This window comes from Methylobacterium sp. D48H (assembly GCF_053345715.1).
In genome coordinates this window covers 67,435-91,858 of the sequence record NZ_JBKFAP010000014.1, presented here as the reverse complement: position 1 = coordinate 91,858, position 24,424 = coordinate 67,435, and the positions used below count along the sequence as shown (strand labels likewise).

The following is a 24,424-nucleotide window of genomic DNA, read 5'->3' as shown; positions in this document are numbered from 1 at the left end:
TTCTCGCTTATTACTCAGACATGCCACGCCGCGTTTACTACCGGATCAGCGACAGACCCGACGGCCGCTTCGACGCCGTCGTGACGATCGAGCCCGACACGGTCGTCCGCCGCGACGGCTTCGATTCGCTCGCCGAACTCGAAGAGTGGATCGACGGCCTGCGCGCGCTGATGGCGGCGCTCGGCGCGCCGGTGTCGCAGGCGGACGCACCGGGGTCGCCGGCCGAGACCGCGGGCGCGCCGGACCGGCCGGGCCGGCTGCGCACCGCGCGCTGATCAGCCGTTCGTGATCGGCAGGTCCGGCGCCCGGTCCGCGGGTGCCCCATCGTAGCCCTCGAGCCAGGCCCGGCGCGCGGGCGAGTCGGCCGGATAGGGGCAGGCATCCTTGGGCCGCCCCTGCGCCCGAGCGCGGGCGCCCTCGGCGATGGGGTCCGCGGGCGGATCGTGGAGCGGCGTCTGGCTCATGGCCGGACAACACGCCGGCGGACGGGGAGTTCGGGGCGATCCCGCGCCGGTCAGCGCCGCGGACGCGGCGCCGCGCCGCCGCGCATCAGGACCAGGGCGACCCATCCCTCGATCACGCCGCGGCGCACGAGGGAGAAACCCTGGGGGCGGTAGGCGGAGAGCACGCCCGGCACGTCGCGCTCGATCAGGCCGCACAGGACCAGCACGCCCTCGGTGGCGACGACCCGCGCCAGGGTCGGCGCCAGGAGCCTGAGTGGCCGGGCCAGGATGTTGGCGAAGACGAGATCGAAATGGCGCGGCCGGTCGGCGAGGCGGTGGCGGACCCCGGGCCCCTCGTAGAGCTTGAGATAGGGGCCGAGCCCGTTGGCGCGGGCGTTCTCGCGGGCCGTGCGCACGGCCTCCGCGTCCAGGTCGCCGGCCACCACGGGCTGCCGCAGGGCCTTGGCGGCCGCGAAGGCGAGGATCCCGGTTCCCGTGCCGACATCGAGGACGTGGACCGGGCGCCGGCGCTTGAGTTCCGAGACCAGGGCGCGGAGGCAGCCCAGCGTCGTTCCGTGATGCCCGGTCCCGAAGGCGAGGGCGGCCTCGATCTCGATGGCCAGATCGTTGCCCCGGACCGAATCGCGGTCGTGCGAGCCGTGGACGAGGAACCGGCCGGCCCGGACCGGCTTCAGGCCCTCCAGCGACGCGCGCACCCAGTCCTGCTGGTCGATCGTGCGGAACTCCGCCGCGTCGGCCGCGTCGCCGATGACCGGGCGGATCAGTTCGCGGACGTAATCCTCGTCGGGCGCGTCCGCGAAGTAGGCCTCCAGGCGCCACGTGCGCCCGTCCTCGTCCTCGAAGGCCGCCACCGCGGTCTCCGTGGGATCGAACATCTCGCCGAGGAGGTCGGTCATCGCGCGGGCCGAGCGTTCGTCGGTCAGCAGACGCAGGACGTGGGACGGGCGATGGGGCGGCAGGCCTTCGAGCATGGTGCCCGGCTGTAACGCCGGGGCGCGCCGCAGCCCAGGGGCTGGCGCGAAAAAATCCGGGCTCGGCAAGGGTGGGGCCGCGGGGCGGGGCGGCGGAGCGGACCGGCGGCCCCGCCCGTTGTTGCCGGACGGTCACAAGCGCCAATACTTATCTTCTGCGCGACTCAAATCAGTGTCCACAGCCATCGCGTGTGCTTAAACAATCTCGGCTTACCCAAGGCCGGACCCTCAACTCGGGCGCGCCGCACTTCCCGGTGCGGCGCGCCTGTTTTGACAGACGATCGTGCTGCCATGACCGCGCCTCTCCTCATCAGCGTCGCCTTCGCGGCCGTGACCGCGGGCGCCGCCACGCTCTGGGCCTTGCTGGTCGCGAACGGCATGAACGGCATGCCGGAGGCGCGCCCGACCGAGCGGCACGACATCCGGACCTGGTGACGGCGCGGCACCGATTCGCGCGAGCGGGCGCCCAGGAATGAGGCAGGTTGTTCGCGCGTTAACCAAATGATGTACGGCAGCTGCGGAACTGGCCGACTTGCGCGGCGTTTTTGCCGGCTTTTTACGTGAATCACGATTGAGCAGGGTGCGTACAGCGTGACCAAGTCCCGGCGTTCCGGCCCCCGCGGGCCCGTGGTCGTCAACGGCGCGGCCGTGCCTGCCCGACCACGCGAGCGGATCTTCGGCGGTCCCGCACCGGACGGGCCGCTCCCGGGCCATCTCCTCGTCCTGCTGAGCCGCCTCCACCGGGCCGAGGCCGAGCCCAAGGACCGGCCGGAGGCCAAGCTCGGCTGACGCGCGGTCACCCGGGTGGCCGGGCCTTGGCCGACCGCCCGCGCGCGCCTATGATCCCCGTCGTTCCCCGCCGTATATAGCGGGTCGCGACCGGAGAGATCTGCGTGATGCCCCTGACTCGACGGATCCTGGTCGCCTGCGCGCTCGCGGCGCTGGTCCTCGCGCCGACCGACAGGGCCGCGCGGGCGGACGAGCCGGTCGTCGTGTTCGCGGCCGCGAGCCTCAAGAACGCCCTCGACGACGCCGCGGCAGCCTGGACGAAGGCGACCGGCAAGACCGCGCGGATCTCCTACGCCGGCTCGAACGCCCTCGCGAAGCAGATCGAGGCGGGGGCGCCGGCGGACCTGTTCATCTCGGCCGACCTCGCGTGGATGGATTACGTCGACCGGGCCGGGCTGCTGAAGGCCGGCTCGCGGATCGACCTCCTGCGCAACGCCCTGGTGCTGATCGCCCCGGGGCCGAAGGACAGCGCCGCGGATCCGCAGGTGGCCCTGGCGCCGAACCTCGGCACCACGCTGACGCGGATGCTCGGCGGCGGGCGGCTGGCGATGGCGACGATCGACGCCGTTCCCGCCGGCAAGTACGGCAAGGCCGCCCTGGAGAAGCTCGGCGCCTGGGACGCCGTGAAGGGGCAGGTCGCCCAGGCCGAGAACGTGCGCGCCGCCCTCCTGCTGGTCGCCCGGGGCGAGGCGCCGCTCGGCATCGTCTACGCCACCGACGCGGCCGCGGACCCGAGCGTCCACGTGGTGGCGACCTTCCCGGCCGACAGCCACCCGCCGATCGTCTATCCGGCGGCGGTGACCCGGGAGTCGCGCAACCCGGATGCCGGGACGCTGCTCGGCTACCTGCGCGGCCCGGAGGCCCGGGGTTCCTTCGAGCGCCAGGGCTTCACGGTGGTCGCGCAGCCCGGTGCCAGCCAGTAGCGGCGCGCCGCCCCCTTGCTCGGGCTCACGCCGGACGAGTGGACCGCCGTCGGCCTGAGCCTGCGGGTGGCGACGGTGGCGACGCTCGCGAGCCTCGTGCCCGGCCTCGCCGTGGCGTGGCTGCTGGCGCGGCGCCGGTTTCCCGGCCGCGCCCTGCTGGACGGGCTGGTCCACCTGCCGCTGATCCTGCCCCCGGTCGTGACCGGCTACCTGCTGCTGCTGGCCTTCGGCCGGCGCGGCCCGCTCGGCGCGCCCCTCGCCGAGATCGGCGTGGTCTTCTCCTTCCGCTGGACCGGGGCGGCGCTGGCCTGCGCGGTGATGGGCTTCCCGCTCATGGTGCGGGCGATGCGGCTGTCGATCGAGGCCGTGGACCGGCGTCTGGAGCAGGCGGCCGGGACGCTGGGCGCGAACCCCTTCGCGGTGTTCCTGACGATCACGCTGCCCCTCAGCCTGCCCGGGTGCCTCGCGGGCGCCGTGCTGGCCTTCGCCAAGGCGATGGGGGAGTTCGGCGCGACCATCACGTTCGTCTCGAACATCCCGGGCGAGACCCAGACCCTGCCGTCGGCGATCTACACGCTGACGCAGGTTCCCGGCGGGGAGGGGCCGGCCCTGCGCCTCACCCTGATCTCGATCGCGATGTCGGTCGCGGCGCTGCTGGTGTCGGAATTCCTGGCGCGGCGGGCCGGTCGGCGCCTGGGGGCGGGCTGAATGGCGACCGATCCGGGGTGGGACGCCCGCTCAGGCATACGCGTAGGGTCCGCCCTGCTGCAGCGCCCTCTGGTAGGCCGGACGGGCGTGGATGCGCGCGAGCCAGTCCGCGACGCGCGGGCCCGCGCCCGTGCCGCGCGCCGCGAAGGCCTCCAGCGGGAAGCTCATCAGGATGTCGGCCGCGGTGAAATCGGCGCCGCAGAAATACGGGCGGCCGGCGAGTTCCGTCTCCCAGAAGGCCGCGTGCCGGCGCAGGTCCGGATCGACGAAGCCCCGCAGCACCGTGTCGGCGATCCGCCGGACGAGGGGCCGCAGCGGCCAGGGACTGCCCGGCGCCAGCCGCCCGAAGACCAGCTTCAGCAGCAGCGGCGGCATCGCCGAGCCCTCGGCGTAGTGCGACCAGTAGACGTAGCGCCGCCGCTCCTCCGTCCCGGGTACGGGCACCAGCCGCGCGCCGGCCAGATCCGTCAGGTAGGCGACGATCGCGCCGGTCTCGGCGACCACCGTCCCGCCGTCGGTGATCACCGGCGCCTTGCCCAGCGGGTGGACGGCCAGGAGCTCGGCGGGCGCGCGCAGGGTCCGCGGGTCGCGGGCGTGGCGGATCACGCGGTAGGGCAGCTCCAGTTCCTCCAGCAGCCAGAGCACGCGCTGCGAGCGGCTGTTCTCGAGGTGGTGGACCGTGATCATCGCGGGCAAGTCCGGGCCGGCGCCGGGACGCGCCGGGGCTCCTGTTACGCGAGTCTGTCCGCGTGAGCATCCAGGTCGACGTTCAGCTCCGGCGCGGCACCTTCGCGCTCGCGGCCGCCTTCAAGGCCGGGCCGGGGCTGACCGCCCTGTTCGGGCGCTCGGGCTCGGGGAAGACCACGCTGATCGACCTGATCGCCGGCCTCGCGCGGCCGGACCGGGGCCGGATCGTCGTCGGCGGCACCCCGTGGGTCGACACCGCGTCCGGCCTGGTGCTGCCGTCGCACCGGCGCCAGGTCGGCGTGGTGTTCCAGGACGCGCGGCTGTTCCCGCATCTCAGCGTCCGGACCAATCTCGGCTACGGCCGGGTCTTCGCGCGGCGCCGCGCCGACCCGGCGGCCTTCGCGGCCGTGACCGACATGCTCGGCATCGACCATCTCCTCGACCGGCGGCCCGCCGGTCTCTCGGGCGGCGAGCGCCAGCGGGTGGCGATCGGCCGAGCGTTGCTGGCGAGGCCGCGCCTCCTGCTGATGGACGAGCCCCTCGCGGCCCTGGACGAGGCCCGCAAGGCCGAGATCCTTCCCTACATCGAGCGCCTGCGCGACGAGGCCGGCGTGCCGATCCTCTACGTCAGCCACGCCGTCTCCGAGGTGGCCCGGCTCGCCAACACGGTGATCGTGCTGGAGGCCGGGCGGGTGGCCGCCGCCGGCCCCGCGGAGACGATCCTGCGCCGCGCCGATCTCGTGCCGATCCACGAGGCCGAGGCCGGCGCGCTCCTCGACATGGTCGTCGAGGCCCTCGACGCCGCCACCGGGCTCACGCGCCTGACGGGCGCCGCCGGGAGCCTGTTGGTGCCGGGCCTGTCGCGCCCGGCCGGGACGCGGCTGCGGGTGCGCATCCCCGCCCGCGACGTGCTCGTCGCCACCGAGCCTCCCCGCGGCCTCAGCGCCCGCAACGTGCTGGCCGGCCGGATCTGCGGCCTGACGGCCGCGGGCGCCGAGACGGCGGTGGAGATCGACTGCAACGGCGCCCGTCTCGTGGCGCGCGTGACCGGCGCGGCCGTCCGCGAACTCGGCCTCGCCCCGGGGCGCGAGGTCCACGCCATCGTCAAGAGCGCGTCCTTCGATCCGGCGGGGATCGGCCTGCTGCGGCCGCCGCGGGCGATCTGAGACCGCGACGCGGCTCGGTGCGACGAGCCGGTCGAGCCCGGGAGGCGCACCCGCGGCGCAGACCACTCGCTTTGGTTGTAAAATTGAGCATTAAAACAACCATTAGTTAGAACATCGCCGCCACGATGGATCGTGCAGTGGTCGTGCTGCGCGAGTCGCGGAGGGCGATGCGATGGGCATGCGGCGCTTGCGCCGGCGGAGTGCGCCGAACGGGTGGACCTGCCGGCGCGGCAGTTCCGCGGTGGAGTTCGCCCTCGTGGCGCCCGTGCTGTTCCTGCTCTTCGCCGGGATCGCGGTGTTCGGGATCTGCCTCGGCGCCGCCCACAACCTCCGCCAGATCGCCGCCGAGGCGGCCCGCGCCTCCGTGGCCGGCGTCACGGATGCCGAGCGCGCGAACCTCGCCCAGTCCATGGTGAACCGGAGCCTGAGCGCCGGCGCGATGTTCCGGCCGGGCAGCATCGTCGTGCAGGTCGGGCCGGATCCCAGCGACGCGACGGTGTACACGGTCACCGTCACCCTCGACGCCAACACGCTCGGCATCAACGCCTTCGCGCGCCTGCTGCCGATGCTCCCGACCGTGCTGCGCAGCACCGTCAGCGTCCGGAAGGGCGGCCTGTGACCGGCCGGGGCGGGCGCCTGCGCCGCTTCGGGGCCGCGCGCGGCGGCAACGTCGCGATCCTGGTGGCGCTCGGCAGCGCGATGCTGATGGGGGCGGGCGCGGTCGGGATCGATCTCGGCCTGGTCTTCCAGGCGCGGCGCAAGGCGCAGGGGGCGGTGGACATCGCCGCCATGCTGGCGGCCGTCGATCCGAGCCAGGCCGACACGGTCGCCCGCCGCTCCCTCGGCGACAACGGCTACGGCGCGGCGACCGCCACGGTCGCGCCCGGCAGCTACGACGCGAGCACCAAGGGCGTCGCCCCGGGCGGCCGGTTCAGCGCCGGCGGCAGCCCGGCGAACGCGGTGCGGGTCGGCCTCGCGACCTCGGTCCCGGTGACCTTCGGCCGGGCGATCGGCCTGCCCGCCGCGGTGCCGCTGCGGGTGACCGGCACCGCCGCGAGCGCGCAATTCGCCGCCTTCACGATCGGGTCCGGCACGCTGAAGCTCGACGGCGGCATCGCCAACGCCCTGCTCGGCGCGCTGCTCGGCGCCAAGCTGTCGCTCAGCGTCAGCGACTACGATGCCCTGGCCAGCGCCCGCGTCGACGGGCTGCGCGTCCTCGACGCCCTCGGGGCGAGCCTCAACATGCAGGCCGCGAACTACACCGACATCGTTCAGGCGAATGCCAGCGTCGGTCAGATGCTGATGGCGCTCCGGGTCGCCGCGGCGGACAACGGCAGCGCGGTGTCGGCCCTGTCGGGGATCCTCAACGCCCTGCCGAATGCCGGAAACCTCGTCGCGATCGGCCAGGTGGACGGGCTCGGCGACGCCGCCGCGCTGGCGCCGCCGCGGGGCTTCGCCGGCCCCTCGCTCAACGTGCTGAACCTGCTGGGCGCGGCCGCCTCCCTGGCGAACGGCCAGAATCAGGTGGCGATCGATCTCGGAGCCACGGTGCCCGGCCTGCTCTCGACCCGCCTGACCCTGGCGATCGGAGAGCGCAAGCGCAGCTCCGGCTGGGTCCGGCCGGGCAGCCGGAACGCCACCGTGCAGACGGCGCAGACCCGGCTGCTGATCGAGACCACCGTCACGGCGCTCGGGCTCGGAACCATCACCCTGCCGGTCTACGCGGAGGTGGCACCGGCGCAGGCGACCCTGCGGTCGCTCAGCTGCGCCGGGTCCGGCGGACGCAAGGTCACCCTCGACGCGCAGACGGGACTGGCGACGCTGGCGATCGCGCAGGTGCCGCGCACCGCAATCAACGGGGGCAGCGCGAGCCCCGACCTGTCGCAGCCCGCGCCCCTGGTCACGGTGCTCGGGATCACCGTCTCCGGGCGCGCCCTGGCGACGCTCGGCACCGGGTCGCAGACCCTCGTGTTCTCGGACGCGGACATCGCCAACCACACGGTGCGCACGGTCGCCTCGGGCAACCTGACCCAGTCGCTCACCGGCAGCCTGCTGCGCAATCTCGTGCTGAGCGTCGGCGATGTCGGCGTGCCGCCGCTGATCCAGTCGACCCTGACGACCGCCCTGGGCACCGTGACGCCGGGTGTCGACCTCGTGCTCGACACCGTCCTGCGCAGCCTCGGCCTGCGTCTGGGCTACGCCGACCTCGAGGTCGACGGCACCCTCTGCAACCAGGCCGTCCTGGTGCAGTGAGCCGGGCCGGACGGCCCGGCAGAGCCCCGACAGGACGCGGCAGCCCCGCTCAGTGGCCGCCGCGGCGCGCACCGGTCGTGGAGGCCTTGGCGATGCGCCGTCCGAGGTGCAGCAGCAGCATGTCGATCAGGAGTTGAAGCTCGGAATCCGCCACCCCCTCCAGGGCGTCGCGGCATTCGAGAGCGCGGTCGACCGCCTGGGTGAGCGCGTCCGCGGGCTCGGGCATCGCGCGCGTCGCCGACGGCTCGTCGGTCACGTCGATGATGACACCGTGCCCGAGGCGCCGGCTCGACGCGCCCGGCGGGATCCGGCCGCGATCGAGGATCCGGCGGACCTGCCCCGAGGGCGACAGCGTCCGGTACTCGGCCACGAACAGGCCGCCGCGCTCGCGCAGAGCCTTGAACTGCCGCACCACGGCCGGCCGATCCTCGGGATGGACGCAGGCCTTGGCGACCGAGAGCGGGAGGGGGCGCCCGGCGAGCCCGGCATCCCCGGCCAGCACCTCGGCGGCGCCGGCATCGAGGACGCACCGCTCGGCGCGCGGCGACCACGACCACGCGCCGATGATCCCGGAGGCGTCGAGGGCGGCCGAGAGGTCGACCGGCCGAGGGCGGGGGCCCTGGATTGCGTCGGCCATCATGGGCGAACTCCGGTTCCAGCGCGCACCGTGCCCGCCTTCGTCGGAGACATACAACCGTTGATGGAATTAATGAGCAGTTAACTCAACTCGATAGCCCGTGAAGCATCAACGGCATTCCCCTGCGCGGACGGCGGAATCCCGATCGTCGGGCCGCCGGGCCGCGCCGATCGGGGCCGGGATCGACCCGCTCAGGTTGCAATCGCGGTCGCGCCTCAGCCGAGCTGCGTGAGCAGCGTGAAGGCGCCGAAAATCAGGACCGCCCCCACCGAGGCGGCGAGCAGGATGAGCGCCGCGCGCGATTCCCGCATCTCCGGTGACATGGCGCCCTCCCTTCGCGGCCCGCGTTGGCTCGCGGGCGAGTTCCGTCAGGATTCGCACCGGCCGGCCGCGCTGTCGACGGCCGGACGGGCTCGCGCGGCGACATCGCCCGCCATCCGGAAAGTCCCGGAGGGCGGGCACGGCGCCCGGCGTCAGGCCGCGGTGCGGCGCTCGACCATCCGCGCCAGGAAGGCGCTGCCGATCGGGATGATCGAGTCGTCGAAGTTGTAGCCGGCATTGTGCAGGCCGGGCCCCGGATTGGCGCCGAGCCAGACATAGGCGCCGGGGACCGCCATGGTCATGTCGGCGAAGTCCTCGCTGCCCATCTTGGGCACGACGTTCGACTCGACCTTGTCGGCGCCCAGGAGCTCGGTGGCGACCTCCGTGGCGGCGGCCGCCTGCGCGGGGGCGTTCTCCAGGACGGAGAACACGTCCTGCAGGTCGACCGTGACCTCGGCGCCGTAGGCCGCGCCGAAGCCGGCCGCCAGCTCGCGCATGCGGGTTCCGGCGAGCGCCCGGATCTCCTTGTCGAAGGTGCGGATCGTGCCGGCGAGATGGGCCGTCTCGGGGATCACGTTGTAGGCGGAGCCCGCCTCGATCCGGGTGATCGACAGGACGATGGACTTCAGCGGGTCGGCGTTGCGCGACACGATCGACTGGAGCGCCTGGGCGAGGCCGGTGGCGATGATGATCGGGTCGACGCCCCGGTGCGGCTGGGCGGCGTGGATGCCCTTGCCGCGGATGTGGATGTCGAAGAAGTCCGCCGCCGCCATGATCGGCCCCGGCCGGAGCTTGATCATGCCGTGGCCGCCGCCGGGCTGGTTGTGCAGGCCGTAGATCTCGTCGCAGGGGAAGCGCTCGAACAGGCCGTCCTTCAGCATGGCCCGGGCGCCGCCGCGGCCCTCCTCGGCCGGCTGGAACACGAACACCGCGGTGCCGTCGAAATCGCGGGTCTCGGCGAGGTAGCGCGCCGCGCCGACCAGCATGGTCGTGTGCCCGTCATGGCCGCAGGCGTGCATCTTGCCCGCGTAGGTCGAGCGATAGGGGAGGTTGGTCTCCTCCTCGATGGGCAGGGCGTCCATGTCGGCGCGCAGGCCGATGCGCTTGCCGTTGTCGGTGCGGCCCTTGAGCAGGCCCACCACCCCGGTGCCGCCGACGCCGCGATGGACCTCGCAGCCGAACGTCTCGAGGAGGTCGGCCACGATGCCGGCCGTCCGGACCTCCTCGAAGCCGAGCTCCGGATGGGCGTGCAGGTCGCGGCGCAGGGCCGTCAGCTCGTCGGCGTAGGTCTTGATGCGGTCGATCGGGCTCATGGCTCGGAACTCTCGGGGGGTGAGGTGGTGGACGACGCGGTTCGGGACGGTGTCGCGCCCGCGCAGGCGTCGCCCGCGTCCGCGCGCCGGAACGGCGTCAGCGTGTCGAGGACGTCGACCGCCTCGGCGACGTGGGCGCGCTCCCGCTGCAAGTAATCGGCCACCGCGCGGCGCAGCGCCGGGTCGGCGATGTCGTGGGCCGAGTGCATCAGGACCGGCCGGTAGCCGCGGGCGAGCTTGTGCTCGCCCTGGGCACCCGCCTCGACCCGCTTCAGGCCCCGGGCGATCGCGAAGTCGATCGCCTGATAGTAGCAGATCTCGAAATGCAGGAAGGGGTGGTCCTCGATGCAGCCCCAGTTGCGCCCGTAGAGCGCGGTATCGCCGATGAGGTTGATCGCCCCCGCGATGTAGGCGTCCCCGCGCTTCGCCATCACGAGGAGCACCCGGTCGGCCATGCGCTCGGACAGGAGCGAGAAGAACCGGCGGTTGAGGTAGGGCCGCCCCCACTTCCGCGAGCCCGTGTCCATGTAGAAGGCGTAGAACGCGTCCCAGTGGGCCTCGGTGATGGCCGCGCCGGTCAGGTGCTCCACGGTGATGCCCGGCGCCAGGGCGTCGCGGCGCTCCTTGCGGATGGTCTTGCGCTTGCGCGAGGCGAGGGCGGACAGGAAGTCGTCGAAGGTCGCGTAGCCGTCGTTCTGCCAGTGGAACTGCTGGTCGGTGCGCTGCAGGAAGCCGGCCGCGCCGGCCCGCTCCCACTCCGCCTCGCGCATGAAGGTGACGTGGATCGAGGAGGCCTTGGTCTCGCCCCGCAGCGCCCGCAGGCCCGCGACGAGGCCGGCCGTGGCCTCGTCGGGATCGGCCCCCGGGGCGATCAGGAAGCGCGGCCCGGTCACCGGCGTGAACGGCACGCTGACCTGGAGCTTGGGGTAGTAGGCGCCGCCGGCCCGCTCGTAGGCGTCGGCCCAGCCGTGGTCGAAGACGTACTCGCCCTGGCTGTGCGATTTCAGGTAGCAGGGCGCGACGCCGAGGCGGACGCCGTCGCGCTCGACCGAGACGTGGAGCGGCAGCCAGCCGGTCCTGCGCGAGACGCAGCCCGAATCCTCCAGCGCCGACAGGAAAGCGTGCGACAGGAAGGGGTTGTGGGTCTCGTCGCCCGCCGCCAGGGTCTCGGGCGAGAAGGCGCAGGCATCCCATTCCGCCGCGCCGATCTCCTTCAATCCGGGAAGCGCCCGCACGGTCAGTGCGGCGGTCTCCGGCGTCGGCCCGGGTGCTTGCTTCATGGGCCGGACTCTAGCCCCTGACCGGCCGGGGGCAAGCGGGCGGATGCGCGCGGCGACCATGGCAGCGTTGTCAGACGGCCGCCGACGTCACCCGCCCCGCGCTTTCGCGCGGCCTCCAGGACGGCGCGCGGCGACGCGCGCGCGCTCCGAACCGGACGGCGCCGTCGCGGCCCGCGCTCACTCGCCGAGGCGGCCGACGCACGACACGTCGTCCGCCTTGCAGTCGAGGTATCCCTTCAGGACCTTGATCCGCGCGTCGGTCAGCCCCTTCAGGCAGCCGTTGTACTCCATCGCGTAGGCCGAGCCCCCGTCGAGGCCCATGGTCTCGAGGAAGCAGGTCGCGTCCCGGTACGACAGCCAGGCCTTCTGGGCGCCCCGCAGGGCGTCCTTCGTCTTCGGGCCGATCTTCTTCATCAGCTGCCCGTAGACGGCGTTCAGCGCCGTGTCGGCGGCGCGGTAATCGGCAGCCGCGCAGGCGTTGAGATCCGCCTGGGTCGTGCCCGCGCACGGGTCGGCCGCCGGAGCGGGCACCGGGCAGAGCAGGGTCGCGGCGAGGGCGAGGCCCCCGCAGAGCCGCGCGAAGCGGGCGCGCGCGTCACTCGAAGCGGTCATGGCGATCTTGGTCGGACAGAATCGGACAGGGCGTAGGAAAATTTACGGGACGAAGCCCTCGAACACCATCTGGTCCGCGTGCGCGGCCGCGCGGGCGCGCTGCTCCGCATTCCGGACCGTCCAGGTCATGACGGGGATCTGACCGAGCAGCCGGCAGAGGTAGGTCGGCGCGCAGGGCAGGTCGTCCACCCGCCAGGACAGGAAGTCGGGCCGCGTGTCGGCGAGGTGCAGCAGGTCGGAGAGGGACCGGCGGAGCGAGGGGGTCAGCGCCGCGTAGACCGGGTCGTCCTGCGTCGTCTCCGCCACGATGCCCCGCGGGATCGCGGCGGGGCAGAGGTCGCGCAGGGTCGCGACCACCTGCGGGTCGAAGGATTTCAGCGCCACCGGCCCGTCATAGGCGGCGGCCACTTCGGCGGCGCGGGTCGCGAGCCGCAGGTCGCCGTCGTAGCGGGACTTCACCTCGACCACCACCGGCACCGCCCCGGCCACCGCCGCCAGGAAGGCCGGCAGCGTCGGGATCGTCTCCGCGGACCCGGCGACGGCGAGCGTCCCGAGTTCGGCGGCCGACCGGTCGGCCAGAGCCGCACTCGCCCCGGTCAGGCGCCCGAGCGCGGCGTCGTGGAAGACCATCGCCTCGCCGTCGGCGCTGAGCTGGACGTCGCACTCGATGGCGAAGCCGCCCGCGACGGCCGCCCGGGCCGCCGCCAGCGTGTTCTCCGGCCGGCCCGCCGCGCGGTCGTGCAGGCCGCGATGGGCGATCGGCCGCGCGGTGAGCCAGTCGGGGGCGGCCACCGTCAGCGGACCTCGAACATCGCCTCGACCTCGACGGCGGCGTCGAGGGGCAGCTCGGCCACGCCGACGGTGGAGCGCGCGTGGCGCCCGCGGTCGGCGAGGAGCTCGACCATCAGGTCGGAGGCGCCGTTCATCACCCCGGCCACGGCCGAGAAGCCCGGCGCCGCGTTGATGAAGCCGCCGAGCCGCACGCACTGGACCACCGCGCGGTCGAGGTCGCCCACCGCGGCCTCGAGCTGGGCGAGCACGTTGAGGGCGCAGAGGCGCGCGGCCACCTTGCCGGCCTCGGCCGAGACGTTGCCGCCGACCTTGCCCTTGTGCTCGGCCGCGATGGCGCCGTCCGCGCCGAAGCAGACCTGGCCGGAGATCACCACGAGGTTGCCGGCGCGCACGAACGGCACGTAGTTGGCGACCGGCGCCGCCGCCTTCGGCAGCGTCAGGCCCAGCGCCGCCAGGCGTTCCTTGATCGAGCTCATCGGGTTCTCCCTGGTTCCTGCGAATCCGCGGGAGCAGGAGCACGGCCGCCCCCCGCGGCGCAAGGGCCGCCGCCGCGAAGGCCGGGATCGCGGCCCCGCGATTCTCCGGTGATCCGGGACGGGCCCGCCGCAGATTCGCCGTCAGGATCGGCTCTATCGGTGCCGCGCGCAGGGCTGCCCGTCGGGCCCGCCGGGCACTGAAACGTTGACAGGCGCCGGCTCTTTCATAGTAATCGCGCGCGTGCCGCCCAGGACTGAGGCGGCACTTTCATTTGGAGCCGGCTCAACGCTCGCTCCGGGATCCTGCGTGAAACGGAGATGGGACCCGTGACGTCAGCCCTTCTGCCGACCTACGTCCGCGCGCCGCTCGCTTTCGAGCGCGGCGAGGGCGCCTGGCTCGTGACGGAGGGTGGGGAGCGATATCTCGACTTCGGCGCCGGCATCGCGGTGAACGGCCTCGGCCACGCGCACCCGCACCTCGTCGGCGCGCTGACCGAGCAGGCGGGCAAGATCTGGCACACTTCGAACCTGTTCCAGATCCCGGGCGGCGAGCGCCTCGGGCAGCGCCTCGTCGACGCGACCTTCGCGGACGTGGTGTTCTTCTGCAACTCGGGCGCCGAGGCGAACGAGGCGGCGATCAAGATCGCCCGCAAGTACCACGCGGCCGGCGGGCAGCCGGAGCGCTACCGGATCGTCACCTTCGCGGGCGCCTTCCACGGGCGGACGCTGGCGACGCTCGCGGCCGGCGGGCAGCAGAAGTACATCGAGGGCTTCGGTCCGAAGGTCGAGGGCTTCGACCAGGTCCCGGCCGGCGACTGGGCGGCGCTGGAGGCGGTGATCGGGCCGGAGACGGCGGCGCTGATGATCGAGCCGATCCAGGGCGAGGGCGGCGTGCGGGAGATCCCCCACGCGGACCTGCGCCGGCTGCGCGAGATCTGCGACGCCAACGGCCTCCTGCTGATCATGGACGAGGTCCAGACCGGCGTCGGCCGCACCGGCCGGCTGTTCGCGCACGAGTGGTCCGGCATCACCCCGGACATCATGAGCGTCGCCAAGGGCATCGGCGGCGGCTTCCCGCTGGGCGCCTGCCTCGCGACCCGCGAGGCCGCGCGCGGCATGACCGCCGGCACGCACGGCACCACCTTCGGCGGCAACCCGCTCGCCATGGCGGTGGGCAACGCCGTGCTGGACGTCGTGCTCGAGGAGGGCTTCCTCGCGCGCGTCGCCCGCTCCGGCCTGCTGCTCAAGCAGAAGCTCGCGGCCCTGCGCGACCGCCACCCGCACGTCATCCAGGAGATCCGCGGCGAGGGGCTGATGCTCGGCCTCAAGCTCGGCGTGCCGAACACCGACTTCGCCGCCGCCGCGCGGGACGCGCACCTGCTGGTGATCCCGGCGGGCGACAACATCGTCCGCCTGCTGCCGCCGCTGACCATCGGCGAGGCCGAGATCGACGAGGCGGTCCGCCGCCTGGACGCGGCGGCGTCCGGCTTCGAGGCCGTGCGCGGCGCGGCCGAGTAGGATCGATCCGCGCGATTGAGAACACCGCCCCCCGGACCCCGGAGGGCGGCCCGAAGCATTTCCGGGCGCGGTCGATCCCGCCGCGCCTGACGGAGATGCCCCTGCCAGGAGGTAGAGTGCGGTTCATGATCAGGTGATCGGTGAGCAGACTCTAGTGATTGTGACGCGATGAAAGCCCAGATTGACGGCCGGGCACAGGCCCCGGCCAGGCACCTGAACGGTGCCGGCCCTCGTCATTTCCTCGACCTCAAGGATTTCTCCGGTGCGGAGCTGCGCCGGGTCCTCGATGCCAGCGCCGCCATCAAGGCGCGCCGCCGCAAGGGCGAGTTGGCGGCCGAGCGCCCGCTCACCGGCAAGACCCTGGCCATGGTGTTCGACCGGCCCTCGACCCGCACCCGCGTCTCCTTCGACGTGGCGATGCGCGAGCTCGGCGGCGAGACCCTGATGCTCACCGGCTCCGAGATGCAGCTCGGCCGCGGCGAGACCATCGGCGACACCGCGCAGGTGCTCTCGCGCTTCGTCGACGCGATCATGATCCGCATCCTCGACCACGGTCAGATGCTGGAGCTGGCCGAGTACGCCACCGTCCCGGTGATCAACGCTCTGACCAAGGTCTCCCACCCGTGCCAGATCATGGCCGACGTACTGACCTTCGAGGAGCATCGCGGGCCGATCCGCGGCCGCAAGGTCGCGTGGTCGGGCGATTCGAACAACGTGCTGGCGAGCTGGGTCCACGCCGCCGCCCGGTTCGACTTCACCCTGAACATCGCGAGCCCGCCGGAGCTCGCACCGCCGCCGGCGCTCCTCGCCTGGGCGCAGCAGGAGGGCGCCGACGTCCACGTCACCACCGACGCCTTCGCGGCGGTGGACGGCGTCGATGCCGTCGTCACCGATTGCTGGGTGTCGATGGGCGACGACGACGAGGCGCACCGCCACAACCTGCTCAGCCCCTATCAGGTCAACGACAAGCTGATGGCGGCGGCCAATCCGGGCGCGATCTTCATGCACTGCCTCCCGGCCCACCGCGGCGAGGAGGTGACGGCCGAGGTGATGGACGGCCCGCGCTCCGTGGTGTTCGACGAGGCCGAGAACCGCCTGCACGCGCAGAAGGGCATCCTGGCCTGGTGTCTCGGCGCCAGCGGGCTCTGATCCCGCACTCATACTGTCCGGCCTCGCGCTCGCGGGGTCGGCGCACCATATAGGCGTGAGCGGGCGGCCCGTGCTGCCCGTCTCCCCATCACGGCCGCCGGAAGGCGGCATCCCGGCGACGAACGGAGCGCGCTGCGCCGCCGCTCCCGCTCCGGGCTGGACGGGGTGAGGGATCCGATCGCTCCGCCAAGGTCATCGCCTCACGCCGCCCGGCCCCCGGGAGGACGGATCCCCGCTTTGCCGGCACGCGCCGGCGGACGCATCGATCGGAGAGGGCATGACCTCAGGAACGCAGTCGCACCCCCAGTCGCCATCCCAGCCCCAGAATGCCGGCAACGGCCATGCCGGCGCCGACGACGCCGTGCTGCCCTTCGCCGTCGAGGCGCTGGACGTGCGCGGCCGCGTCGTCCGCCTCGGCCCGGCCGTCGACACGATCCTGCGCCGCCACGGCTACCCGGACCCGGTGGCGCGCCTCCTCGGCGAGGCCGCGGCGCTGACGGTGCTGCTCGGCTCCTCGCTCAAGTTCGAGGGCCGGTTCCAGCTCCAGACCAAGACCGACGGTCCGGTCGCGATGATCGTGGTCGATTTCGAGGCCCCGGACCGGCTGCGCGCCACCGCGCGGTTCGAGCCGGAGCGGGTCGCGGCCCTCGGGACTGGGCCGCTCAAGGATGCCGAGCTGATCGGCACCGGTCACCTCGCCATGACCATCGACCAGGGCACCGCCGCGAGCCGCTACCAGGGCGTCGTCGCCCTCGAGGGCCAGAGTTTGGAGGAGGCCGCGCACCAGTACTTCCGCCAGTCGGAGCAGATCCCCACGCAGGTGCGCCTCGCCGTGGCCGAGGCCGTGGAGGAGGGGGCCGGGCGCTGGCGGGCCGGCGGCCTGCTCGTGCAGTTCCTGCCCCAGTCGGTGGATCGGGCGCGCCTCGCCGACCTGCCCCCGGGCGATATCCCGGAGGGGCACGCGCACCTCTCGGGGGAGGCGCCGGAGGACGATGCCTGGGTCGAGGCCCGCTCGCTGGTCGCGACCATCGAGGATCACGAGCTGGTCGACCCGAACGTGTCGAGCGAGCGGCTGCTCTACCGGCTGTTCCACGAGCGCGGTGTGCGGGTGTTCGACCGCCAGCCGGTCCAGGAGACCTGCCGCTGCTCGCGGGAGCGCGTGATGGGCATGATCCGCTCGTTCACCCCGCAGGAGCGGCACGACATGGTGGCGGATGACGGGCGCATCGTCATCACCTGCGAGTTCTGCTCCCGGCGCTACGACCTCGACCCTCAGGAGGTCGAGGCCGAGATCGCCGGACAGCCGAGCCAGTAGAGCGCAGGACAGCGGGCCGGCGGACCAGCATGTCCGCGTCTACGGCCAAGCTTTTTCGCGCGAAACGCACGAAGATCGGTATTCGTTGCGTAAATTTTTGAGCCCTCCAGGCTGAACCGTTTCGCGACCTTTGACGTTGCGTCGCAGATTCAACATTGGAGGGTACGCCATGCGGAAATTGTCGATCGGATTGGCCGCGCTGCTGATCAGCACCTCGGCCTACGCCCAGCAGGGTGGCGCCGATCGCGGCGCCGGGATGGGCGGTCGCGGCGGTCAGGGTGGCGCCGAATCCGGCATGAAGGCCGGCGGCGGCGAGCGCGGCGGCATGCAGGGTGGCATGCAAGGTGACATGAAGGGCGGCCGCCAGGCGGCGTCCGAGCGCTCCGGTGCCGAGGCAGGCCGGTCCGCGCAGGGCCGCGAGGCCGGCGGCGAGGGCCGCACGGGTCAGGATCGCATGGCCCAGGATCGCATGGCTCAGGACAAGGACCGGGCCGGCGCCGAGCGGGGCGACCGCCGCGGTGATCGCGCCGACCGCGACGAGCGCGGGGATCGCGACGGCGCGCGTGCCGATCGCGGTGACCGCCGCGGTGACCGCCGCGCCGACCGGACCGATTTCCGCGGCCGGACCGACGTGAGCCGGACGGATGTCCGGTCCGAGCGGGTCGAGGGCGGCTTCCGCCGCGAGGGCCGCTACGTGTTCATCGGCGGCCGCCGGGTCGTGTACGGCTCGCCGGAGTATCGCCGCCTGATCGTCACCGAGAATCGCGGCCCGCGCGCGCGCTACGTCGTCATCCGCGGCCAGCGCGTGCTCTACGGCTCGCCCGAGTACCGCCGCCTGGTCAGCGTCCGCGAGACCGGCCCGCGCGAGCGCTACGTCGTCATCCGCGGCCAGCGCGTGGTGTACGGCTCCCCCGAGTACCGCCGCCTCGTCTCCGTCCAGGAGGACCGCTTCGTGACGATCCGCGGCCAGCGGGTGCGCTACGGCTCCGCCGAGTACCGGCGCCTGAGCGGCGGCGGTGCGGTCAGCGCGAGCTTCCGCTCCGAGCAGCGCGCCGGCGCGCGCTTCGACAACCGCGGCGGGCGCGACGGCATCCGCAACGCGTCGCGGAACGAGGGCCGCAACGAAGGCCGGATGGACCGGAACGACCGCGGCCAGGATCGCGGGATGGACAAGGCCTCCCGTCAGCAGGAAGGCAAGAACGACGGCATGCGCAACAGCGACATGCGCGGCGGCCAGCAGGACGGCATCCGCAACGCCTCGGACCGCGGCGGCCAGCAGGGCGGCATGAAGGCCGGCGCCGAGGGCGGCCGGACGGGCGGCGCGGAGCGCGGCGGCATGAGTGGCGGCAGCGCGGGCGGCAACGGCGCCATGGGCGGCGCCCAGGGTGCCGGCCGGGCCGGCGGCCAGACGGGCGGTGCCGGCCGCAACTGAGCGGCGTGAGCGCGGGGGCGGGGCCGACGGGCTCCGCCCCCGCGTCGTTTCGAGCTCGTCCGCCGCCCGCCGGCGGCGGGCGAGATCCGGTTCAGACCTTCAGGACGGGCTCCGCGATGTCGCCGCCTCCGCCGCGGGCTCTCAGGTAGTCCGGCTGGAACAGGCACATCCGCACGGCGTCGCGGTAGCGCCCGTTCACGAAGAACTCGTCCTTCAGCACGCCCTCGGGGTGGAAGCCGCAGCGCTCGTAGATCCGCACGGCCCGGGCGTTGTCCCGGTCGACGTGCAGGTAGAGCTTGTGGATGTTGAGCACGCTGAACGCGTAATCCATGGCGATCCGGGTGGCCTGCCACGCGTAGCCGCGGCCCTGGAAGCTCGGGTGGATCGCGATCTGGAACTCGCAGCGCCGGTGCAGGTGGTTGATCTCGACGAGCTCGATCAGCCCGGCCGGCTCCCCGCTCGGATCGGCCACGATGAAGCGCCGCTCGGTCTGGTTGTGGATGTTGCGCTCGTAGAGCTGCTGCAGTTCGGCGAAGGACTCGTAGGCCTCCTCGAACCAGTAGCGCATGATGCTGTCGTTGTTGTTGAGCTGGTGGACGAAGCGCAGGTCCTCCCGCTCCAGCGGACGCAGCTTGATGGTGATACCGGTCACCGCATTCATGACGCACTGGCCTCGATCAGCTCGCGCAGGAAGTGCTCACCCTGGCCCAGGGCGTCGAGGGTGATGAACTCGTCCGGCTGGTGCGCCTGGGCGATGTCGCCGGGGCCGCAGACCACCGTCGGGAGACCGGCCGCCTGGAAGCGCCCGGCCTCGGTGGCGTAGGGGACCGCGACGGTGTGGTTGCGTCCGGCGAGGCGCAGGCAGAGGCGCTCGGCCGCCGAGCCCGGCTCCGGGGCGAGGCCGGGGATGTCGACCTCCTCCAGCGTCTCGATCCGCCCGAACGCGCCGTAGCGGTTGAGGCGCTCGCGGGTGACCCGCTCGACCTCGGCCGCGAAGAGCCGCGGGATCTCGGCCGGGTCGAGATCCGGCAGGCCGCGATACTCCCAGAGGAAGCGGCACTCCTTGGCGAGGATGTTGCGGGCGGTGCCACCCTGGATCGTCCCGACATGGACCGTGGTCGAGGCCGGGTCGAACCGCCCGGACGGGTCGCCGCGCTCGATCATCAGGTCGGCGATCCGGTTGAGGCCGGCGACGAGGTCGCAAGCGGCCGACACGGCGTTCGCGCCGAGAGCGGGGCGGGCGGAATGGGCCTCGTGGCCGTGGACCGTGGTGAGGCAGGTGACGATGCTCTTGTGGGCGTCCGCCACCTCCATCCCGGTGGGCTCGCCGACGATCACCGCGGCCGGCCGGGGCAGGCCGTCGCCGAACCGCGCGATCCCGTCCATCGAGCCGAGGCAGGTCGTCTCCTCGTCGTAGGAGAGCAGGATGTGGATCGGCCGCTTCAGGCCGGCGGCGAGCATGTCGGGCACGAGCGCCAGGGCCAGCGCGTCGAAGCCCTTCATGTCGACCGCGCCCCGTCCGTAGGCCCGGCCGTCGGCGACGCGCAGGGTGAACGGGTCGCCGGTCCAGGCTTGGCCCGCCACCGGCACCACGTCGGTGTGGCCGGACAGGACGGTGCCGCCGTCGACCATCGGGCCGACCGTGGCGAGGATGGCGGCCTTGTCGCCCGCCGCGTTCGGGAGGCGCAGGTACGGGACGTCCCAGCCGTCGAGATAGGCGCAGACGGCGTCGATCAGGGCGAGGTTGGACTTGTCGCTCTCCGTGTCGAAGGACACGAGGCGGGCGAGCATGTCGAGCGGGCTCAGCCGCTCGCCGGTCGCGGACATGGATTCCTCCGGGGCGAGGCCCCGGGCCGGGACCTCAGTGCAGGCTGCGGCGGACGTGCGGGCTGTCGAGGGAGAAGGCGGGGATCTCGGCCTCGAAGCTCTCGCCGGCCACCGTCGCCATGGTGTAGCTGCCGGCCATCAACCCGTCGGGCGTGTTGAGCGGACAGCCGCTGGTGTAGCAGAAGGACTCGCCCGGCTCCAGCACCGGCTGCTTGCCGACCACACCGGTGCCGCGCACTTCCTGGCAGGCCCCGTGGCCGTCGATGATCCGCCAGTGGCGCGAGCGCAGCTGGACCTGCTCGCTGCCGTTGTTCACGATCTCGACCGTGTAGGCGAAGAAGTACCGGCTCTCGGTCGGCGAGGACTCCTCCTCGACGAAACGAGACTGGACCGTCACACTTATTCCCCGCGTCTCGGCCTTGTACATCGCCCTATTTGGCCCTTCTTCGGACGGTACGACTCGCGGAAGCCGAATGGAACGCGCTTCCCGGCCGGTGGTAGTGGGCGGCGGAATCGCCGTCAATTGCGGCGGACTACCTCGCGCGGCGCGGCGGGCTGCCGGTCGCGGCGCCGGCCTCACGAGGCCTCCGGACGCGGTTAAGCCCGCGTTAGCGGGTCCCGGCGGACAACGCTGCTCGGCGTGACGCGGACCGGCCGGGGCGCGCGAGGGAGTCAGGGGCGCGATGAACGCGGGCGCAGCCACGGGAGCCGCCGAGACGAGCGCGGACGGCCGATCCGGCATCCTGCCGGCCCAGGCGATCGCCGCCCTCGCGCGGGCGGGCGGCATCCGCAATGCGAGCCCCTTCGCGGCCGATCAGATCCAGCCCGCGAGCCTCGACCTGCGCTTGGGCGCCAGGGCCTACCGGGTGCGGACGAGCTTCCTGCCCGGCTCGGGACGGACGGTCCAGGCCTGCGTCGACCGGCTGTCGCTGCACGCCGTCGACCTGCGCCCGGGCGCCGTCCTGGAGACGGGCTGCGTCTACATCGCGGAGCTCCAGGAGAGCCTCGCCCTGCCGGCCGATCTCGCGGCGGCCGCGAACCCGAAGAGCTCGACCGGGCGCATCGACGTCTTCACCCGCGTCATCACCGACCGGGGCGAGGCCTTCGATCAGGTCGAGCCCGGCTACGACGGGCCGCTCTACGCGGAGATCTCGCCGCGCACCTTCCCGGTCCTCGTGCGCAGCGGCTCGCGGCTGTCGCAGATCCGCTTCCGCCGCGGGGCGCCGCGGCTGACCGAGGCCGAGCTCGGCCTGCTGCACGCCCGCTCGGCCCTGGTCGACGCCGGCAGCCCGTCCTTCCAGGGCGGCGTGGCGGTCTCGGTCGACCTCGCCGGCTTCGACGGCCTCGTCGGCTATCGGGCCAAGCGCCACACCGGCCTCGTCGACGTCGACGCCCCCGGCCGCCACCGGGCCGCGGATTTCTGGGAACCCCTCGCCGCCGACGGATCGGGCAGCCTGATCCTCGATCCCGGCCAGTTCTACATCCTGGCCTCCAAGGAGGCCGTGCAGGTCCCGCCGGACCACGCCGCCGAGATGGTGCCGTTCGATCCCCTCGTGGGCGAGTTCCGCGTCCACTACGCGGGCTTCTTCGACCCGGGCTTCGGCTATGCCGGGGCCGGCGGGGCGGGCGCGCGGGCCGTGCTGGAGGTCCGCTCCCGCGACGTGCCCTTCCTTCTGGAGGACGGGCAGATCGTCGGCCGCCTCGTCTACGAGCGGATGCTCGACCTGCCGGAGACGCTCTACGGGGCGGGGGCCGGCTCGAACTACCAGGCCCAGGGGCTCAAGCTCTCGAAGCACTTCGCCCTGTAGTCCGGCCCGGACGCGCCGACGGGAGCATCGATCGCATGGACGCCGTGGACCGGAAGATCCTCGATCTCCTCCAGCAGGACGCGACGCTCCCGGTGGCCGAACTCGCCGAGCAGGTCGGCATCAGCGCGGCGCCGTGCTGGCGGCGGGTGAAGAAGCTGGAGGCGTCCGGGGTGATCCGCCGCCGGGTCGCCCTGGTCGACCGCCGCAAGGTCAACGTCCCCACCACGGTGTTCGTGGCCGTGAAGGCGCCGCGCCACGCCGCCGACTGGTCGGACGCGTTCCGGCGGGTGGTCGCCGGCTTCCCGGAGATCGTCGAGGCGTGGCGCCTGACCGGCGAGATCGACTATCTGCTGCGGATCGTGGTGCCGGACATCGAGGCCTACGACGCGGTCTACCAGCGCCTCATCGCCAAGCTCGACTTCTCGAACCTGTCCTCCTCCATCGCCATGGAGGAGATGAAGTACACGACCGCCGTCCCGACGATCTACGTGGCGTGACCCGACCGCGCCGCGGCGGGGCTCAGCCCGCCGCCACCGCGTAGGTCCGATGGATCGACGAATCCTGCGCCCGGTGGTCGTAGCCGTAGACGTGGATCGAGACGGCCGCCTCCGGCCCGTCATTGGCGATCCGGTGCAGGTTCGGCCCCGTGGGCATCATGCAGGCGACGAAGCCGGGCTCGCGGACGGCGTCCATGGTCGCCACCGCGTGGGTCTCGCTGATCGGGCGATACCACGTCTCCCGCAGGCTGCCGCGCAGCAGGCCGAAGCAGCACGAGCAGTGGTGGTCGTGGACCGGCGTGACCGTGCCGGGCGCCCAGACCATGGCCCAGACGCTGATCGCCTCGGTGCCGAACAGGAGATTCCGGCTCAGGCCGGGCCCCCGGCCGACCAGCCGCGACGGGTCGAGCAGATCCGGCTGGGCCAGCAGGCGCACCAGGGTCGCCCGGGCCGAGGCCAGATAGGCTTCCGGCGAGCGGCTCGCGGAGCGCGCGAGGTTCGCCAGCATCGCCTCGACGTCGGTCGGGATGGTGGTCTGCGGCATCGGCAGGTCTCCTTCGGTGCCCTTTCACGAGGCTGCACGAAGGATACCCAGAGGCTGGCGATGACGGGTTGCGTTCTCGAGCGTGATCTCGCGCGCGGTGGCAATGCCATTGCCCGGAGACGCCCCGGCAGGAAATGATGTTGCGCGCGCCCGATCATTCCCGCGCGGCTGATGCCGGCGCGGCAGGCTCAGCCGGCGGCGGCCTCGTCGAGCAGCCACGCCACGGCGCCCGCGCTCGTCACGCGCCCGGCGGGCAGCATCTCGCCGGCGGCCAGCCGGGCCAGCGGGGCCCGCTTGCCGGCCCCGGTGACGAGGAACAGCACGTGCCGGGACGACGCCAGCGCCGGCAGCGTCAGGCTAATCCGCGGAACGAACGGCTCCAGGCCGGCCTCGGGCACGGCGACGACGAGCCGCCGGGTCTCGTCGACGGCGGGCTTGCCGGGAAACAGCGAGGCGGTGTGCCCGTCCTCGCCGAGGCCGAGGAGCACGAGGTCGAACAGCGGGCGGGCCGGATCGAGGCGCTCGGCCCCGTAGAAGTCGAGGAGCGTCCGCTCGTAGGCGCGGGCGCCCGCCTCCGGACCCTCGTCCGACGGGATGAAGTGGAGATGCGTCGGCGGGATCCGGGACCCGTGCCCGAAGGCCTCCCGAACCATCCGGACATTGCTGCGCGGATCGTCCGACGGCACGGCGCGGTCATCGCCGAAGAACCAGTGGATCCGCTCCCACGGCACCCGGGCCGCGTAGTCCGGCCCGGCGAGCAGGCCGTACAGCACCTTGGGCGTCGAGCCGCCCGAGAGGCAGAGCGCGATCCGGTCGGACCGGCTCTCGCCGCAGGCTACGATGATCCGCTCGGCCGCCTCGCGGGCAACCGCCTCCGGATCCTTCAGGACGTGGGTTCCGACGGGAAGGCTCATGGGTTCGGGCCCTGCGGCTTCGGGGGTC

At 73.0% G+C, this 24,424-nt stretch carries 28 protein-coding genes; 14 read left to right on the top strand and 14 right to left on the bottom strand.

What is annotated here, in order from left to right:
- Positions 1-20: 20 nt before the first annotated feature.
- Positions 21-275, top strand: coding sequence for a hypothetical protein (locus ACLBX8_RS20905; protein WP_056534027.1), 255 nt, complete (start codon positions 21-23; stop codon positions 273-275).
- On the opposite strand, the gene rmf is transcribed toward ACLBX8_RS20905, so the two are convergent.
- Positions 276-464: a ribosome modulation factor gene (gene rmf, locus ACLBX8_RS20900; protein WP_447699645.1), complete on the bottom strand. Its 189-nt coding sequence runs from the start codon at positions 462-464 to the stop codon at positions 276-278. It abuts the gene before it with no gap.
- A 50-nt stretch (positions 465-514) separates the two neighbouring features.
- Positions 515-1,435: a 50S ribosomal protein L11 methyltransferase gene (locus tag ACLBX8_RS20895; RefSeq protein ID WP_447715695.1), complete on the bottom strand. Its 921-nt coding sequence runs from the start codon at positions 1,433-1,435 to the stop codon at positions 515-517.
- 291 nt (positions 1,436-1,726) lie between these two features.
- Between ACLBX8_RS20895 and ACLBX8_RS20890 the strand changes: the two genes are divergently transcribed.
- From ACLBX8_RS20890 to modB, 4 genes are all read left to right on the top strand, one after another.
- On the top strand, positions 1,727-1,870 hold the full coding sequence (locus ACLBX8_RS20890) for a hypothetical protein (RefSeq protein WP_020094149.1): 144 nt from the start codon (positions 1,727-1,729) through the stop codon (positions 1,868-1,870).
- Between the two features lie 156 nt (positions 1,871-2,026).
- A complete protein-coding gene (locus ACLBX8_RS20885; RefSeq protein WP_026605083.1) occupies positions 2,027-2,224 on the top strand; it encodes a hypothetical protein in 198 nt (65 codons plus the stop codon).
- A gap of 107 nt (positions 2,225-2,331) precedes the next feature.
- Positions 2,332-3,147: a molybdate ABC transporter substrate-binding protein gene (gene modA / locus ACLBX8_RS20880; RefSeq protein ID WP_447699647.1), complete on the top strand. Its 816-nt coding sequence runs from the start codon at positions 2,332-2,334 to the stop codon at positions 3,145-3,147.
- Between the two features lie 15 nt (positions 3,148-3,162).
- Positions 3,163-3,855, top strand: coding sequence for a molybdate ABC transporter permease subunit (modB, locus tag ACLBX8_RS20875; protein ID WP_447699648.1), 693 nt, complete (start codon positions 3,163-3,165; stop codon positions 3,853-3,855).
- Positions 3,856-3,885: 30 nt separating this feature from the next.
- Here the strand turns inward: modB and ACLBX8_RS20870 are convergent, their stop codons facing one another.
- Positions 3,886-4,542 (bottom strand): glutathione S-transferase, encoded by a 657-nt coding sequence (locus tag ACLBX8_RS20870; protein WP_020094153.1) that lies wholly within the window; start codon positions 4,540-4,542, stop codon positions 3,886-3,888.
- Positions 4,543-4,604: 62 nt separating this feature from the next.
- Between ACLBX8_RS20870 and modC the strand changes: the two genes are divergently transcribed.
- The 3 genes from modC to ACLBX8_RS20855 all read left to right on the top strand — a co-directional run bounded on the left by modC (position 4,605) and on the right by ACLBX8_RS20855 (position 7,961).
- Positions 4,605-5,708 (top strand): molybdenum ABC transporter ATP-binding protein, encoded by a 1,104-nt coding sequence (gene modC, locus ACLBX8_RS20865; protein ID WP_447699649.1) that lies wholly within the window; start codon positions 4,605-4,607, stop codon positions 5,706-5,708.
- A gap of 241 nt (positions 5,709-5,949) precedes the next feature.
- Entirely contained in the window at positions 5,950-6,327 is a 378-nt protein-coding gene (locus ACLBX8_RS20860) for a TadE/TadG family type IV pilus assembly protein (protein WP_244539964.1), read from the top strand.
- Entirely contained in the window at positions 6,324-7,961 is a 1,638-nt protein-coding gene (locus ACLBX8_RS20855; RefSeq protein ID WP_447699650.1) for a TadG family pilus assembly protein, read from the top strand. The genes ACLBX8_RS20860 and ACLBX8_RS20855 overlap by 4 nt, the downstream gene beginning before the upstream one ends.
- A gap of 49 nt (positions 7,962-8,010) precedes the next feature.
- Here the strand turns inward: ACLBX8_RS20855 and ACLBX8_RS20850 are convergent, their stop codons facing one another.
- The 6 genes from ACLBX8_RS20850 to ACLBX8_RS20825 all read right to left on the bottom strand — a co-directional run bounded on the left by ACLBX8_RS20850 (position 8,011) and on the right by ACLBX8_RS20825 (position 13,392).
- Positions 8,011-8,601 (bottom strand): PAS domain-containing protein, encoded by a 591-nt coding sequence (locus ACLBX8_RS20850; RefSeq protein WP_020094157.1) that lies wholly within the window; start codon positions 8,599-8,601, stop codon positions 8,011-8,013.
- Between the two features lie 470 nt (positions 8,602-9,071).
- Positions 9,072-10,232, bottom strand: coding sequence for a M20 aminoacylase family protein (locus ACLBX8_RS20845; protein ID WP_056534002.1), 1,161 nt, complete (start codon positions 10,230-10,232; stop codon positions 9,072-9,074).
- Positions 10,229-11,512, bottom strand: a complete 1,284-nt coding sequence (locus ACLBX8_RS20840) for a GNAT family N-acetyltransferase (protein ID WP_447715694.1) — start codon at positions 11,510-11,512, stop codon at positions 10,229-10,231. Before ACLBX8_RS20840 ends, ACLBX8_RS20845 begins: the two co-directional genes overlap by 4 nt.
- A 177-nt stretch (positions 11,513-11,689) precedes the next feature.
- The gene (locus ACLBX8_RS20835) at positions 11,690-12,124 is read right to left on the bottom strand and encodes a lysozyme inhibitor LprI family protein (protein WP_447715693.1); all 435 of its coding nucleotides are present in this window, start codon (positions 12,122-12,124) and stop codon (positions 11,690-11,692) included.
- A gap of 42 nt (positions 12,125-12,166) precedes the next feature.
- The gene (locus tag ACLBX8_RS20830; RefSeq protein ID WP_447715692.1) at positions 12,167-12,916 is read right to left on the bottom strand and encodes a glycerophosphodiester phosphodiesterase family protein; all 750 of its coding nucleotides are present in this window, start codon (positions 12,914-12,916) and stop codon (positions 12,167-12,169) included.
- 2 nt (positions 12,917-12,918) lie between these two features.
- Positions 12,919-13,392: a RidA family protein gene (locus ACLBX8_RS20825; protein WP_447715691.1), complete on the bottom strand. Its 474-nt coding sequence runs from the start codon at positions 13,390-13,392 to the stop codon at positions 12,919-12,921.
- A gap of 327 nt (positions 13,393-13,719) precedes the next feature.
- On the opposite strand from ACLBX8_RS20825, the gene ACLBX8_RS20820 reads away from it, so the two are divergent.
- The 4 genes from ACLBX8_RS20820 to ACLBX8_RS20805 all read left to right on the top strand — a co-directional run bounded on the left by ACLBX8_RS20820 (position 13,720) and on the right by ACLBX8_RS20805 (position 18,806).
- Entirely contained in the window at positions 13,720-14,910 is a 1,191-nt protein-coding gene (locus ACLBX8_RS20820; protein ID WP_026605084.1) for an aspartate aminotransferase family protein, read from the top strand.
- A 168-nt stretch (positions 14,911-15,078) separates the two neighbouring features.
- Positions 15,079-16,059 carry an ornithine carbamoyltransferase gene (argF, locus tag ACLBX8_RS20815; protein WP_441010249.1) on the top strand — a complete coding sequence of 327 codons (981 nt, stop codon included), beginning with the start codon at positions 15,079-15,081 and terminating at the stop codon, positions 16,057-16,059.
- Between the two features lie 277 nt (positions 16,060-16,336).
- A complete protein-coding gene (locus tag ACLBX8_RS20810; protein ID WP_447715690.1) occupies positions 16,337-17,374 on the top strand; it encodes an Hsp33 family molecular chaperone in 1,038 nt (345 codons plus the stop codon).
- 169 nt (positions 17,375-17,543) lie between these two features.
- Positions 17,544-18,806 carry a hypothetical protein gene (locus tag ACLBX8_RS20805; protein ID WP_447699654.1) on the top strand — a complete coding sequence of 421 codons (1,263 nt, stop codon included), beginning with the start codon at positions 17,544-17,546 and terminating at the stop codon, positions 18,804-18,806.
- A gap of 91 nt (positions 18,807-18,897) precedes the next feature.
- Here ACLBX8_RS20805 and speG read toward each other — a convergent pair whose 3' ends face one another.
- Genes speG through apaG form a run of 3 tightly spaced genes read right to left on the bottom strand, consistent with a single transcriptional unit; the run spans position 18,898 to position 21,060 of the window.
- A complete protein-coding gene (speG, locus tag ACLBX8_RS20800; protein WP_056533992.1) occupies positions 18,898-19,467 on the bottom strand; it encodes a spermidine N1-acetyltransferase in 570 nt (189 codons plus the stop codon).
- Positions 19,464-20,633 (bottom strand): acetylornithine deacetylase, encoded by a 1,170-nt coding sequence (gene argE, locus ACLBX8_RS20795; protein WP_447699655.1) that lies wholly within the window; start codon positions 20,631-20,633, stop codon positions 19,464-19,466. Before argE ends, speG begins: the two co-directional genes overlap by 4 nt.
- Positions 20,634-20,667: 34 nt before the next feature.
- Complete coding sequence (gene apaG, locus ACLBX8_RS20790) at positions 20,668-21,060, bottom strand: Co2+/Mg2+ efflux protein ApaG (RefSeq protein ID WP_012319280.1); 393 nt, start codon at positions 21,058-21,060, stop codon at positions 20,668-20,670.
- Positions 21,061-21,316: 256 nt separating this feature from the next.
- Here apaG and ACLBX8_RS20785 point away from each other — a divergent pair, with 256 nt between their 5' ends.
- Complete coding sequence (locus tag ACLBX8_RS20785; RefSeq protein WP_020094170.1) at positions 21,317-22,441, top strand: 2'-deoxycytidine 5'-triphosphate deaminase; 1,125 nt, start codon at positions 21,317-21,319, stop codon at positions 22,439-22,441.
- Between the two features lie 35 nt (positions 22,442-22,476).
- Complete coding sequence (locus tag ACLBX8_RS20780) at positions 22,477-22,938, top strand: Lrp/AsnC family transcriptional regulator (protein ID WP_012319278.1); 462 nt, start codon at positions 22,477-22,479, stop codon at positions 22,936-22,938.
- Between the two features lie 22 nt (positions 22,939-22,960).
- On the opposite strand, the gene ACLBX8_RS20775 is transcribed toward ACLBX8_RS20780, so the two are convergent.
- Entirely contained in the window at positions 22,961-23,482 is a 522-nt protein-coding gene (locus tag ACLBX8_RS20775; RefSeq protein ID WP_056533981.1) for a cysteine dioxygenase family protein, read from the bottom strand.
- A 188-nt stretch (positions 23,483-23,670) separates the two neighbouring features.
- A complete protein-coding gene (gene pgl, locus ACLBX8_RS20770; RefSeq protein ID WP_447715689.1) occupies positions 23,671-24,396 on the bottom strand; it encodes a 6-phosphogluconolactonase in 726 nt (241 codons plus the stop codon).
- Positions 24,397-24,424: the final 28 nt, after the last annotated feature.